Source organism: uncultured Duncaniella sp. (genome assembly GCF_910577345.1).
Classification (GTDB): domain Bacteria; phylum Bacteroidota; class Bacteroidia; order Bacteroidales; family Muribaculaceae; genus Duncaniella.
Genome location: NZ_CAJTMT010000001.1, coordinates 139,639 through 154,069 on the forward strand (window position 1 = coordinate 139,639; position 14,431 = coordinate 154,069).

Consider the following 14,431-nt stretch of genomic DNA (forward strand, 5'->3'; position numbering starts at 1 on the left):
TCAGTCACGGCGGATGCCGAAAAGCTCCCAAAGAGTGTTAAGCTTCTTCTTCAGTACGAAACCGACACCTGTCTGGGTGATTTCACCCTCAAGAATACTTTCATAACCCGTATGGCGGAATATCTTGATATACATGGAACCGGATTGATTGAGCATGTACTCGAATGAAATATCGTTAATCAGATTCTGCGAGAAATTCTCGTCAGCATCGGCATCTGTAGAGTAGTTACCTCCTACGACAATCTTGAACCGGTCATTGAAGAAGCTCTTGCTGACACGATAGCTGTAGGATGTCGTTGTCGAAGTCGAACCTGCGTAGGTCTTGTCATATTGGTCAATGCCAAATGAGATGTCGACACCGCGGATATTGTTGGCGGCCCATGAATTGAGCTGTGAGGTCAGGAACGAATAGAGTTGATTGCCTGAAAGGTTCGCATTACCCTTTGTCCCAGCTCCGGTGTAGACATTGTAGAGCAACATATTCATTGCCTGGTTGGCGCGCTGCTCAGCCGACATGGATGCAAGTTCATTCTGGACAGTTATGTCATCATCTGTCGACAGGTCGAAGGCCACGTTCATATTTTCAAGCGTATTGGTGATGGATAGTTTCACATCGAAGTTGACAAGACGTGAGTTCTGTCCTTCCTGCGTGACATTGGCTTTTATGACATCAATAGCCTGAATATTTAGAATCGGGTTCATCATGTCGCCGTTGAATGCAACGTATGATCCTTCCTGGAACGCGAAATTCTTTTCACTCATGAACGGCGGAGTGTAACGGACGTAACCGCTGTTGATGTTAATGCGGCCGGTCAGGCGCTCTCCGTTGAGTTCCGACATTGTGAATGCCACATCACCCTGTGGAAGCAGGTGTACTTTGTTGGAACCGTTGGCGGAAAGGTCGACGTTGATGGTCGAACCTTCATTGATGTGCAATCGTGCGTCAAGATTCAGTGCCATGGATGTGGTTGTGATGGAATCCGCATTCTGAACAGAGGTCGTGTCGTTGAATTGAACGAAATGAACCATATCCTCACTGGATTGGGAACTAAGGGTCTGGGCTGCTTCCGAAAGGACGTATGTGACATTTGTTCCCGCGAGAATACTGAGGTCTGCATCGACATTCAGTCTCGACATATCGCCACGAGCTTTCGCATCAATGTCAAGGAAAGCCTTTCCGTAGACATCCGCGCCCTTCGGACGTGAACTGTTCACGATTTGAATATTCTTGGCAGTCAGCCCAAGATCAAGCGCGAGATTCGCAAGATTCCGTGCATTGACAGTTCCGTTGACATGGAGAGGATTGTCGTTACACCCCTTGATTGCAAAATCATTGAAGGATATGATTCCGCTGTCAACCGGGATTTTTTCGTCAGAGAACTCAAAGGAAGTACCGAGCATCTTCACCTTGACGGCAGTGGTATCGAAATCGATAAATCCGTTGAACACAGGATGTGCCATATTGCCGGTTATCTCCATCTCACCGTTGAGCATACCTGAAAGAGTCGCCATACCTTGAGGAATGAAGGGATTGACCACATGGAGAGGGAATTTTATCATTCGGAAGTCAAGGAGGAAAGGATTGCCGGATGTGCTGTCGTTCAACACTCCGTGTGCAGTGATTGTCTTCACGGAGTCAACCATAAGGCTTACATCAGCCATCAGTTTGCCTCCGGCCTGATTTGCCACGTCTACAGCAAGATCGAAATCACCGACTCGTTCACGTCCATAGAAGAGATCTGCAAGTCCGACATTGCCTTTTCCGGTCAGCACGCCGTTATCATAACTGATACGCATGTCGGCGTTGAGATCGCCCTTGATTGGAGGTGCGAACGGGTTGATTGAAAGCCAATCCTGAAGATGTACTTGCGTAATCTGCACAATCAGGTCATCATATTTCATCACATCACCATCATGGTGAGTCAGTGAATCCACACCTGCGGGATGTTCGGTGAAGATTTTGATAGAGCTCTTGTCACCCTGCAGGGCGAGTGAGGCATCGAGATGACGTGTGGTGAGATTATAGCTGATGAAATTATCCTTGTTTATTGTCCACGGCTTGTAGGCAATGGTCGGTTTGGACGGGACGATTTTCACTGTGACCACACTGTCAACAAGCATTGCGGTCACGCCGAAGTTGAAGCCATTTTCGCCCTTGATGTTCTGCTGCTTCATGTAAGCGGAGAGCCGGTTTGTCCCGGCAAAGCCATTGAGAACAACGTGAGCGAAATCATCAAACGTCCCCGGTCGGTTATCCACTTCGGCCTTATAGACAAGATATTGCCCATGTTGTATGGCATTGAAGGATATTGTGTCCAGACGGGTTGAACCGGTGGAGAATCCGTTGATGAGCATATTGACCCAGAGAAGAGAGTCGTTGTGCATACCTGCAGTCAGATGGTTGAAATCCATCTTGGCAGATTCGCTCAGATACTTTGCCGCAACGTTGTTCTGTCCCATCTCAAGCATCATGTCAAAACGAGGGAATGCTTGATGAAGCTTGTCGACATCGACACGCATACTGTCCATCTGCGATGTAACTTCTGCCATTCCGGCAGTGAGGCCATCGATGAAATTGAAAAGAGATGTGCGAGAGTTAAGTTTGAGATTCATGTCTCCGTTGACGAGCGAACCGTCAAGGACCGAATCAGACGAAGCAAGTGTAAGATTGACAGGTTGTGGTGACACGATGTCGATGTCAGGCAGATTCCATGTGAGATTGCTGACATCAGCCTTGGCATCAATGGCGGATGAAGCCACATTGTAGTATCCGGAAGTTGTCATGTCAAGGCTGCCACGGTTGACTGTCGGAGAAAGACCGAGAGCCTGCAGATTGACATTTCTGACATTGGTGTTGAGATTCCAACGGACAGTGTCGCCGTCAAGACGGGCATCGAATCGGGCGGAGGCATCGGCATCATGGTTATAGCTGTCCAGTGTGCCCTTTGCGTTACCGTCGTGAAGAGTAGTGCTCAACACAATGTCGCTGTATGTCTCCTTATTGTAGACAATGCTTCCAAGTTTTACATCCGCGTCAATATATGTGTTCTTGTTGAGGGGATTGTATCCTTTGCCGTCAACAGTCACGGATGCAGTAACACGCCCTACCCCATATTCAGGCACAAATGCGTCAACGGGGAAGTCATGGAGGTTGAGGGTCGCATTGTATGACTCTGCACGTGCGACCCATCTGCCCGCACCAGCCAGACGACCGTTGCGGGTAGTCAGTTCGATGTCGCCTGCAACCTTGCCGGGGTAATAGTCCACAGTGCCGTTCAAAGAAAGTGCCGGTACGGATTTAATCGGGAGGAAAGCAAATTGCTTGTCGGTAATTGTTGCGAGATTTCCGTCAATACTGAGTTGACCACCGATTTTTTCAGGGTCAAACGGATTGTCAACCTCTCCTTCGAGCGCGACAGTGGCAAGGCCGGGCATACGCGCGTCGAGAGTATAGACATTCAGCTTTCGGGGTGTGCCTTCAATATCTGCCGACAATGAAATCGGTGTGAGCGGTTTCAACATGGCCTTCATGTCGGGGAATGCCATTGCTATTTCCGTCGGGTCTATTCGGCCGGAAGCTTTGAGCATGAGTGGAAGTGTAGGGTCTGTCAGGATGTCACCCATACCCATTGATGCATTCACTAATAATGAGGAGCGCAAAGTCTCCAGTGAGAAATCTGTAGCCGACATTTTTTTACTGTCCATTTCAAACAGACCGTCGGCATGAAGCTGCAAACCGCTGCGCTCATATCCGGACAATTCCTTGAGGGGGACCCGGATGGATGTACCTTTGTTGTAAAATGAATCTACCTCGATATTGACATCCGTCACAGCTATATATGAAGGGTCAAAACCGGCGATAGGTTTCACCCCACGCTGTGCATACAGACCGTCGCGTGCTGTGAGGCGCAATGTGTCGGCAGTGATAGTCCACATTTCAGATTCCGGTGTGACTGTAGTATCGGCCGGAGTGGATGTCTCACCATTCGCGATAAGAGGATATATGTAAGCAGCCGAAACACTGTCGACATGCAGGCTCTGTCCGAAAATCCGTTTCGTGGCCATGTCAAATTCACCATTGCGCAATTCCATTCGGTCCACCTTGCAACCGAGACTGTCGATAATCGGAAGCATCTCCATTTCGTATGCGAGGTTGCTTACAGTGATGCGCTGGGCCTTGACATTCCAGGGGGTGCCCTGCGCAGTGTCAGTCGGAGTAGCTGTAGTGTCGTTGAGCATTCTCAGTCTCACCTTCACTCCGTCAATATCAACGGTCGAAAGGTCTATATTACCTTCTTTGAGCTGAATGTCGCTACCGTTTATATCTGCACGGGCAATATTGGCCCTGAGCCACAGGATTGAATCGTTATTTCCGAGTTGATAGAACGCGCTGTCAAGCTCTGCCCCTGAGATTTCGATATTACCTTTGAAAAGGGGTTTGAGTTTGACATCAACAGCAAGCCGTGAGGAGGTGAGCATCGTATCACCGTTTGCCTGCACGACAATTGCATTGTCGACTTTTAGTTTAAGCGGAAACCCAAGACGCAGCTTACCGACCTCAATTTTCATGCCGGTTGATTTGCTCACCTGCTCGGTTGCAATCTTGACGGCAAAATCTTGAACGAACGGGACATAAAGAAGCACCGGTATTGCAATAATCAACAATACGAGCCCGAAAAGAGTCCAAAGAAAAGCTCTGAGGAGTTTTTTACCAATATTACGGCTCAATGCTTATTAAATTTAGAAGGTTATACTTAATAGTGATGAATTGCGTGCCTGAATAGTCTGAAACGGAGCATCAAGAACTTTCCGGCTTTATGTTAGTAACCACAAATGTACGATAATTGTTTTAATTTTCCTTTAAAAAGTTTAATATTCACCGATAAGTCGGCGATGATGCTGAAATTGAGTGACGGAATCTGTCACTTCCTCTTGATTTTTATCCATTCTTTATAGCGGATGGGACTAATAAAATGTAACTTTGCAGTATGATTATTGAATTATTTACCGAAAGAGACTATACCGAGATTGTTTGTGTCTGGGAAAAATCAGTGCGCGCCAGCCATCATTTCCTTTCTGAAAGCGACATTGACGAGATCCGGTCAAAAATGCCATCGCACTACCTTCCAAACGTCACCCTCTTTGTCGTGAGAGACGAAGATAATGTAATCGCAGGATTTATCGGACTCAGCGACGATATGATTGAGATGCTTTTCATAGCTCCGGAATACCAAGGCTCCGGAATAGGTACATTGTTCGTTAAATTCGCACTTGACAAAGGTATTGATAAGGTTGATGTCAACGAACAGAATGTCCGCGCTTTCGAATTTTACCGGAAACACGGATTCAACGTGATTGCCCGCGACGCTCTGGATTCAATGGGTCGTCCGTTTCCAATACTCCATTTGCGACATGATGAGCGGAAACCGCTATAGCTGAAACCTGTGTGATTGTCGAATTATGAAATATTGGTAAGACTTACGGTATTTTATATAAGAAGTGTAGTGCTTTTCTGATGTAATTTTGCTCCGGTAAAAGCAAACATTTCAAGCAATGAAAAGGATAATCACATTAACACTTGTAGCATTAAGCGTTTTCGGCCTTTTCGCCGAAGAAAAATCCAGCAATGAATCGACCGTATATTTCACCCGTGAAATCACACCTGAAGCTCTCGTCAGAATCTATGAGGCGCTGGGTGTCGAGCCAAAAGGTCGTGTGGCTGTGAAAATCAGTACCGGTGAATCATCAAAAAGCAACCATTTGCGTCCGGCACTCATCAAGAATCTCGTTGAGGAAGTCAACGGCACCCTTGTCGAATGTAACACCGCATACAAAGGAAACCGTTTTTCAAGCGAGGAGCATCTTAAGGCAATCCGTGAACGTGGCTACAATGAAATTGCGGAAGTTGATCTCATGGACATCGACGGTTCCATCGATATTCCCGTATCGGATAAGAAATGGCTCAAGTTCAACCGCGTTGGAAAGCATCTCGCCAATTATGATTTTCTTGTCAATCTCGCCCACTTCAAAGGTCATGCGATGGGTGGTTTCGGCGGAGTGTTGAAAAACCAGAGCATCGGAATCGCATCCCGTGAGGGGAAGGTCATCATCCACACCGCGGGACGTTACGACGATACCGACCATGCGTTCAGCAATCAGGACGGACAGGATGCTTTCCTTGAATCAATGGCAGCCGCCGCACAGTCCGTACATGACTACTTCAAAGGAAACATTGTCTATATCAATGTCATGAATAATCTTTCCGTTGACTGTGATTGCGACGGACACCCTCATGACCCCGAAATGAAAGACATCGGCATACTGGCCTCCCTTGACCCGGTGGCGCTTGATAGGGCTTGTCTTGACCTTGTGTTCCACTATCCATCAACCCAAGGCGATGATGCAACCGCTCTTCAGGAACGCATCAACCGTCAGCACGGCACCCACATCGTTGACTATGCAGCCGGGATTGGTCTCGGTTCTCTTGACTATCGGATAGTGGATATTGACAAGAAATGAAAACCGCACTATGAAACTGACGAATCTGAATTCTCTCATCCTCCTGTCGGCAATCATTCATCCAGTTGCCGGATTTGGAAATGAGGTCGCCGATTCGGTGAGTTTAGGTGAAGTTGTGGTCACCGGTTCAAACTCTTCAGTTGCCACGAACCTTTTGCCCTATTCCGTGTCGGTCATCGGACAGGAGAGACTTGAATCCACCGGTCAAACCCAAGTACTGTCGGCAATCTCCGGCATGGTGCCGAGCCTTTTCGTTTCTGAACGAAGCATATTTGGCTTCGGTGTCAGCAACGGTGGTTCGGGACATATCAAACTGAGAGGTGTCGGTGGCGACCGTGCGAGTGCCGTGTTGATGATGGTCGACGGACAGCCTCAGTTCGCAGGAATTTATTCTCACCATATAGCGGATTTCTACGACAAGGAATATGTCGAACGTGTGGAGGTTCTGAGAGGGCCCGGGTCAGTGCTCTACGGCTCGAATGCCATGGCCGGCGTCATAAATGTCATAACTAAGAATCCACGGGAACGTGGGGTCCGCACCACTCTTTCGTCACAATTCGGTTCATACAATACCTGGTTGTCATCCGCCACAAATACCATCCGTATCGGGAGATTCTCATCTCTTGCATCATTGTCATATAATCGGACAGATGGCACTGTCGACAACTTTGATTTCAAACAGGCCGACGGATATGTCAAGATCGGTTATGATATTTCTGCGAATTGGAAGGCCACAGCCGACTATACTCTGATGAATTTCAAAGGTAACGACCCTATCTATCCTAAATTGTCCAATCCCGAATCGACCGACATATACCGGCAGAGCATCACGCGAGGAGAAGCTTCCGCAAGCATCTCCAACTCATACGGAGCCACTAATGGCGTTGTGAGATTGTATTACAGTTATGGGAATCACTTCGTGGATGATCCTCGTCATTTTCACAGCAAGGATGACCGTTTCGGCGTACTTGCCTATCAGAATTTTATTCCGTGGCAGGGAGCAGCTGCAACAGTCGGCTTTGATTTCAATACCTACGGTGGAGAAATTCCGGTCTCCGGCGGCAACAGCCATACAGAAGGCTCTATGAGCACCATGAGTCGTAAAAGCATCACGGAGTATTCCCCATATCTGACCCTGTCGCAATCTTTTGCCAGAGAACGGTTAAACCTGAACGGCGGCATCAGGATGGCCAACAGCGATATGTTTTCCACCCGATGGATTCCTCAATTCGGCTTCTCGTTGAATCCCGGAGCTGATTTCACCGTCAAGGCCACTCTCGCCATGGGCTACCGCAACCCATCCTTCCGCGAGCTTTATCTCTACCGCATGGCAAATCCCGACCTACAGCCGGAAAGGATGATGAACTATGAGGTCTCCGTCGGAAAAAGATTCTCCCGTTATCTTTCGGCTGATATTACAGCCTATTTCAGCAGAGGAACCAATATGATACAGACGCTTGACAATAAGAATGTGAATACGGGAAGATTCATCAACAAAGGTTTGGAGATAACAGCCAGAAGCCATCCACTCGACAACCTTATGCTGTTTGCATCCTACAGTTATCTCCATACCACCCTTCCCAATCTCACGGGTGCACCGAAAAATCAGTATTATCTTGGAGCAGAACTGACACTTTTCCGGAAGTTCAAGATTGCAGCCGACCTGAAAGGTGTCGGAGGCCTGTACGTTTCCGATGATGTAAAGAAACAGAACTATGCCCTGCTGAATCTGAAACTGACATATAAGACCTGCCGTTATGCCGATATTTTCATGCGATTGGAAAATATAACGGATACGCGCTATACGATAAACCGTGGCTACGAAATGCCCGGCATTACAGCTATGGGTGGTTTCAAACTTTCTTTTTAAGGAAATATGTAAAATCGGACGAGTTGCAATCACACTTGATTCAAGCTCGTCCGATTCGTTTATTTCTGACTAAAATTTCTTACTGCTGATAGGTGACGTGGATTTCAGCACGTCGATCCTGTGCAGCGGTGGGATAAGCATGGGTCTGCCCCAAGCCTTTTGTCTTAACATGGTTGGCCGGAACACCGTGTGCAATCAGGTAATCTCCCACTCTTTTTGCTCGCCGTTCACTGAGGCGCTGGTTGTAGGCCGCATTGCCACTTTCATCTGTGTAGGCGACCACTGCAACGTATGCTCCTGACTTTGACACCTTGGCGGCAAGATTGTTGAGAACTGCGTCCTCGGGAATCTCAGATCCGTCCAATGGGAAAAGGTAGACAACGTCATCGCCGGAAGTCGCTGAGGTATTCTGAGCATTAGATGCTGTCGATGCTGCTGCGATGTTTCCGTCACCGGCACGTTTCACTTTGATATATTTCCCGGACTTGAGATTGTTTCCGGGAGTGACAGCCGAAGCCTCCAACTGTCCGATTTGAGTCGGATCATGTTGTGAACGATATGAGAAGAAATATATTGATCCAATCAATACTGCAATCGCAAGGGCAGCCAATCCGGCCCACCCTAATGATCCCATGCCATGTCCCGTACTTACAGGGGGAGTGACGACAGGCTCTGTTCCCTCTGCAATCGGAGCAGCCGCGACTTTCTCTTCTTCATGAGCGGTCAGTTCCAATGGTTCCGGATGTTCCGGCAACCTCTCCTGATAATCTTTGTGAGTTTCCATAATCAATAGCTTTTGTGAGTAATAGCTTTATTCATACTAATAAAACATTTGGGAGAAAGCCTACTCACGGCTAAAACCGGTTAAATTCTCTGAAAATCACAATAAAAAACGATAAAATGTAATAAAAACGCCCCGAAATAAATAAAACACATAGAAGAGCAATAGTAAAATCTGCTTTGACAGACAGATTGCTATTGCTCTTCTATGTGTTTTAATTGCCTTAAACCGACCGTTTAAACAAGAGTGGCCGGAATGGTTTACAGGGCATTAATCTTCGATGGCAAGGAAGACGCCGTCAATGTTGAATACGTAAGTGTCAGGACCGGGAATATTAAGGTCAACTTCATACACCTTGCCCCGATTGAGTTCGATAGACTCGACATTACCTGAATAGCCATCTTTTTCGAGACGCTCGTAGGCTTTACGCGGCATCATATCCTTCACGACTGTGACGGGAAGCAATGAATTGTCGGGAGCATCTATCTCGATGAGTTCACCCTTGGTGTTGAATTCGAGATCGATTCCGTTCTGCAACTCAACTTCAAATTTGCCTTTGGCATAATATTTTTCACATGTGCGCACTCCCACATTCTTGAAATGTTTTTCGATGAATGCCTGAGCCTTTTTAGGCAACTGTGAATAATCTGCTGACCCCGCCATTACAATACCGGGGTTCCCTCCGTAGTTCATCGGGACCTGTGCCACAGCATCAGCCGCTCCAAACAGGATAGCCAATGAGGCCATGCCCGATATCAGATTTCTGAATTTCATAACTGTAATTTTTTTATTATCTTTGCATTTATCTTAGAAACAACCGCTGAATTTAAAAGTTCGATTGGTTGTCAAGGAGTTAAGTATTATTACCATATCCTGAAATATTGATCAACGCTCATCCGTAAATGTCATATATAAAAATCATAGATTCACGTTTTGAAAACCCCTGTGAGCTTCCCTTTGCAAGCGCTATAAAAGCCGGCTTCCCAAGCACTGCCGAGGGATACGAACAGGATTCTATCGACTTCAACCGTGACCTTATCCGTCACCCGGAAGCGACCTTCTATGGACGTGTCTACGGTGATTCAATGATTGATGCCGGAATCTGCGACGGTGACATCGCTGTCATTGACCGTTCGGTAGAGGCTGAGGACGGCGACATAATCGTCGCATACGTCAACAATGAGTTCACCATCAAATATCTCGATCTCTCCCACCGTCATCAAGGCTACATTGAGTTGCGTCCTGCAAATCCTACTTTCAATCCCATCCGGATTTCAAGTGCAGATGATTTCAAAGTCTGGGGTGTGGTGGTGTGGACCATCAAGAAGTGGAAGTCATAGGAGATTCTATTCAATACCATGTATTACGCCATCTGTGATTGCGACAACTGTTTTGTCAGTTGCGAGCGCGTCTTCCGTCCTGATCTTGAGGGGAAGGCTGTAGTCGTGCTGTCGAACAACGACGGCTGTGTCGTTGCGCGCAGTCGTGAGGCCAAAGCCTTAGGCGTGAAAATGGGAATCCCCTTCTATCAGTTGCGACAAAGGTTTGACGAACGGCAAGTGATTGCCTTCTCCTCCAACCATGAACTCTATACCGACATGACAGCCCGTGTCATGAGCCTTATCAGAAAGGTGTCGCCATCATTTTTCAGATACTCGATAGATGAAGCATTCTGCGTGTTGCCCGACATGCCATACGATGAAATCAAGGCTTGGGGTGAACGCCTTTCGGCATGGATTGGCCGTGCGACAGGAATGCCGCTCAGTGTCGGGATCGCACGCAATAAGACTATGGCGAAGTTGGCCGTACACTTTGCGAAGAACTACCCCGGTTACCGACATTGCTGTGTGATTGACACGGATGAGAAGCGGATGAAAGCATTGGCTCTCACGGATGTCGGAGATGTGTGGGGGATTGGCCGACGGATTGGCGCCCGCCTCTCACGTCAAGGGGTTGTGTCAGCTCTTGATTTCATCTCCCGACCGGTTGATTGGATCAAGAATCAGCTCAACGTGACGGCTGAGCGGACATGGCGTGAACTCCGTGGCGAAGATTGCATCCCTGACGAGGAGATGGCTCCCAAGAAGAGTATCACTCGCAGCCGAAGTTTCGCTACAATGGTGAGCGACCTCCCTACTCTACGCACCCACATAGCCAATTTCGCTGCCAAGTGCGCAGAGCGACTCCGCCGACAGAATTCTGTTGCATCAATCGTCGGAGTGTTCATCGTGACAAACCGCAACCGTGAGGACCTCCCGCAATACGGCCAAATGATAGACTATCACCTGGCTAATCCATCCTCTTCGACGATAGATATTGTCGAAGGCGCGACAACGGCTCTTGACCATATATTCCGCGAAGGCTATGCCTATAAGAAAGCGGGTGTGATATTGATGGGAATCTCCAGAGGAGAAGGTTTGCAACATGATCTTTTCGAATATGACCCGGAGAAGGCGGAGCGCCGTCGCAGACTTGACGAGACATTGGACAGAATCAACCGCGTCAGGGGAAATGCTACCGTCACACTCGGTGCGCAGATATATGGAGGGGCCTCTCCCTGTAAATCATCAGCCGACATCATGCGCCACGAACACCGCTCATCCTGCCCTACTACCCGTTGGGGTGACATCATATCCCTGCATTAATTTGACCGGACTCAATTGCAGCCAAGAGGAAGATTGCTGCGATTGATAAATATTTTGTACTTTTGCATCATGATTTATCCTGAAAGAATAGAAGAAAAGATAGGTTTCAGCGGTGTGCGTTCGGAGATTGCTGCGCGCTGCCATTGCGAAGGTTCCCGCACACGCTGCGAGGAGATGGCTTTCATGTCTGATTTCAAAGCCATTCGCACAGCCCTGACTGCTGTCAATGAGATGGTGTCGGCAAACCATAGCGACGAAACCGTCCCGCTCGAAGGTGTCAACGACATCGACCGTAATCTCGCTGTCATAAAGATTCCGGGTACTTTCCTTGAAATCAAGGATCTCATAAAAGTCAGGAGGATGCTTGACTGTTTTTGTGCCGTTGCCCTGTTTTTCCAACGTCATAAGACAGACGGACGCACCCCCTACCCTGTGCTTTCCGATATTGCCGAAGAGCTTTCATATATTCCACCGTCACTTGGCATGTTGATTGACCACGCCATTGATTCCACGTCCGGACTGGTCAAGGACAATGCATCATCGGCATTGGCCGAAATCCGTTCGCGTCTTCGTGGCATGTCGGGCCGTGTCAACTCTATCCTGCGCCGTGTCCTCAGCTCCGCCATCTCGCAAGGGTGGCTTGAACCCGACACCACTCCCGCAGTGCGCGACGGCCGTCTCGTCATTCCAGTTCCACCGATGAACAAGAGGAAGATACAAGGTATCGTACATGACGAATCTGCTTCCGGAAAGACCCTTTTCATCGAACCTGCTGAGGTGGTCGAGGCCAACAACCTGACGCGCGAACTCCAACTCGAAGAGCATCGCGAAATCATCCGTATCCTCACTTCCATCGCTGACCAACTGCGTCCACATATCCAGGAAATGCTTGCGGGCGCGTCAATCATCTATCACCTTGATTTTATAAACGCCAAAGCCAATTATGCGGATGCCGTAGGGGGCACAATGCCCAATCTCCATGAGAATGAAGAAATGGAATGGTACCACGCCTGTCATCCGGTACTCAAACTCTCTCTCGAACGCCACAACCGTGAGATCGTCCCCATTGACATCCGTCTTGACTCCGGTCAACGTATCCTTGTGATTTCCGGTCCGAATGCAGGCGGTAAATCAGTATGCCTGAAGACTGTCGGGACGCTGCAATACATGCTTCAATGTGGCATCCTCCCATCAGTCTACGACAATTCTCACTTCGGAGTGTTCAAGGACATGTTTGTGGACATAGGTGATGACCAATCCTTTGAGGATGACCTCTCGACCTACAGCAGTCATCTACGGAGCATGAAATTCATGCTTCAGCGCGGCCGCAAAGGCTCACTCTTCCTTATTGATGAGATGGGGTCCGGTACGGAACCGCAGATTGGCGGTGCATTGGCGCGGGCGATTCTCGAACAGATGAATGCCAAAGAGATGTGGGGAATCGTGACCACCCACTATCAGATTCTGAAACAATTCGCGGAAGATACTCCCGGTCTCATCAACGGTTCCATGCTCTATGACCGTCATCTGATGCAACCGATGTTCAAGCTTTCACTCGGAAATCCGGGCTCTTCGTTTGCGGTTGAGATTGCCCGTAAAATAGGTCTTCCGGCTGAAATCATCTCGGCGGCGGAAGAGATAGTCGGCAAGGAATACATGAATCTCGACAATTATCTTCTCGACATCACCCGCGACAAGCGTTATTGGGAAAACAAGCGTACAGCCATCCGTCAGAAAGAGAAAAAACTTGAACAGATGCTTGCGCAGTATTCCGAAGATGCCGAACAGTTGCGGAGCAAACGACGCGACATCATTGAGGAGGCCCGTGCGGAAGCCCGGAAGATTCTTGATTCGTCCAATGCGGCCATCGAGCGAACCATTGCCGACATCAAGCAAGCCAACGCCGAGCGCGAACGCACCCTCGAAGCCCGCCGGAAACTGAAAGAAGAGCGTCTGGCCTTGGAGAAGGATGCAAGAAACCACCGTGACAACAATGCGATTCTCTCGAAAGCTCCTAAAAAGAAAAAGAACAAGGCAACTGTCGCTACCGTCGCTGCAGAGCAGACGAAGCCGGTCATTGCTCCCGGTGTAAATGTGAAACTTGACGGAGCCGGGACAGTCGGAACCGTTCTTGAAGTGTCAGGTAAGAATGCCATTGTCGCTTTCGGAAATCTTAAGACCACGGTGAAGACTGACCGTCTGAGTGTCACGAACGCACAACCGAAATCAGGAGCGAAATCCACCGTTTCCATGCAGACCATCGATTCCGGCTATGAACGTCAACTGAATTTCAAGCAGGAGATAGACCTGCGCGGAATGAGAGCTGATGAGGCGATACAGGCTGTCACTTATTTCATCGACGATGCCATCCGCTTCAGCATAGCCCGTGTGAGAATTCTCCACGGAACCGGAACCGGAGCGTTGCGGCAGGCTGTCCGTCAGCTCCTGTCAACCACTCCCGGAATCGAGTCGTTCCATGATGAGGATGTCAGATTCGGAGGGGCTGGAATCACAGTCGTAAACTTGAAATAGACTTTTTAAACTTGAAATAGACCTTTAAAGTGCAACCGTTCTTCTATCCGGATTCAACCGAGGATGAGAGCGGTTGCACTTCAC

9 protein-coding genes are annotated in these 14,431 nt (G+C 48.4%); 6 read left to right on the forward strand and 3 right to left on the reverse strand.

The genetic code is table 11. From position 1 onward, the window contains the following. Positions 1 to 4,728, reverse strand: a complete 4,728-nt coding sequence (locus tag QZ310_RS00555; protein ID WP_297069253.1) for a translocation/assembly module TamB domain-containing protein — start codon at positions 4,726 to 4,728, stop codon at positions 1 to 3. A 260-nt stretch (positions 4,729 to 4,988) separates the two neighbouring features. Between QZ310_RS00555 and QZ310_RS00560 the strand changes: the two genes are divergently transcribed. From QZ310_RS00560 to QZ310_RS00570, 3 genes are all read left to right on the forward strand, one after another. Next, positions 4,989 to 5,435, forward strand: coding sequence for a GNAT family N-acetyltransferase (locus tag QZ310_RS00560; protein ID WP_297069255.1), 447 nt, complete (start codon positions 4,989 to 4,991; stop codon positions 5,433 to 5,435). A 118-nt stretch (positions 5,436 to 5,553) separates the two neighbouring features. Beyond that, the gene (locus QZ310_RS00565; RefSeq protein WP_297069257.1) at positions 5,554 to 6,519 is read left to right on the forward strand and encodes a DUF362 domain-containing protein; all 966 of its coding nucleotides are present in this window, start codon (positions 5,554 to 5,556) and stop codon (positions 6,517 to 6,519) included. Between the two features lie 10 nt (positions 6,520 to 6,529). Beyond that, positions 6,530 to 8,389, forward strand: a complete 1,860-nt coding sequence (locus QZ310_RS00570) for a TonB-dependent receptor (protein WP_297069259.1) — start codon at positions 6,530 to 6,532, stop codon at positions 8,387 to 8,389. A 79-nt stretch (positions 8,390 to 8,468) separates the two neighbouring features. On the opposite strand, the gene QZ310_RS00575 is transcribed toward QZ310_RS00570, so the two are convergent. After that, on the reverse strand, positions 8,469 to 9,173 hold the full coding sequence (locus QZ310_RS00575) for an OmpA family protein (protein ID WP_297069261.1): 705 nt from the start codon (positions 9,171 to 9,173) through the stop codon (positions 8,469 to 8,471). Positions 9,174 to 9,440: 267 nt separating this feature from the next. Next, entirely contained in the window at positions 9,441 to 9,944 is a 504-nt protein-coding gene (locus QZ310_RS00580; protein WP_297069263.1) for a PepSY-like domain-containing protein, read from the reverse strand. Between the two features lie 128 nt (positions 9,945 to 10,072). Here QZ310_RS00580 and umuD point away from each other — a divergent pair, with 128 nt between their 5' ends. The 3 genes from umuD (at position 10,073) to QZ310_RS00595 (ending at position 14,347) form a co-directional block, all read left to right on the forward strand. Further along, entirely contained in the window at positions 10,073 to 10,510 is a 438-nt protein-coding gene (gene umuD, locus QZ310_RS00585) for a translesion error-prone DNA polymerase V autoproteolytic subunit (protein WP_297069265.1), read from the forward strand. Positions 10,511 to 10,528: 18 nt separating this feature from the next. Then, positions 10,529 to 11,815, forward strand: a complete 1,287-nt coding sequence (locus tag QZ310_RS00590; protein ID WP_297069267.1) for a Y-family DNA polymerase — start codon at positions 10,529 to 10,531, stop codon at positions 11,813 to 11,815. A gap of 69 nt (positions 11,816 to 11,884) precedes the next feature. Further along, positions 11,885 to 14,347, forward strand: a complete 2,463-nt coding sequence (locus QZ310_RS00595) for a Smr/MutS family protein (RefSeq protein WP_297069269.1) — start codon at positions 11,885 to 11,887, stop codon at positions 14,345 to 14,347. Positions 14,348 to 14,431: the final 84 nt, after the last annotated feature.

What these genes read in the sequence shown, in the direction of transcription:
- QZ310_RS00595 (WP_297069269.1), top strand. Translation starts at nt 11,885, where the DNA reads ATGATTTATCCTGAAAGAATAGAAGAAAAGATAGGTTTCAGCGGTGTG.
- umuD (WP_297069265.1), top strand. Translation starts at nt 10,073, where the DNA reads ATGTCATATATAAAAATCATAGATTCACGTTTTGAAAACCCCTGTGAG.
- QZ310_RS00590 (WP_297069267.1), top strand. Translation starts at nt 10,529, where the DNA reads ATGTATTACGCCATCTGTGATTGCGACAACTGTTTTGTCAGTTGCGAG.
- QZ310_RS00570 (WP_297069259.1), top strand. Translation starts at nt 6,530, where the DNA reads ATGAAACTGACGAATCTGAATTCTCTCATCCTCCTGTCGGCAATCATT.
- QZ310_RS00580 (WP_297069263.1), bottom strand. Translation starts at nt 9,944, where the DNA reads ATGAAATTCAGAAATCTGATATCGGGCATGGCCTCATTGGCTATCCTG.
- QZ310_RS00565 (WP_297069257.1), top strand. Translation starts at nt 5,554, where the DNA reads ATGAAAAGGATAATCACATTAACACTTGTAGCATTAAGCGTTTTCGGC.
- QZ310_RS00560 (WP_297069255.1), top strand. Translation starts at nt 4,989, where the DNA reads ATGATTATTGAATTATTTACCGAAAGAGACTATACCGAGATTGTTTGT.
- QZ310_RS00575 (WP_297069261.1), bottom strand. Translation starts at nt 9,173, where the DNA reads ATGGAAACTCACAAAGATTATCAGGAGAGGTTGCCGGAACATCCGGAA.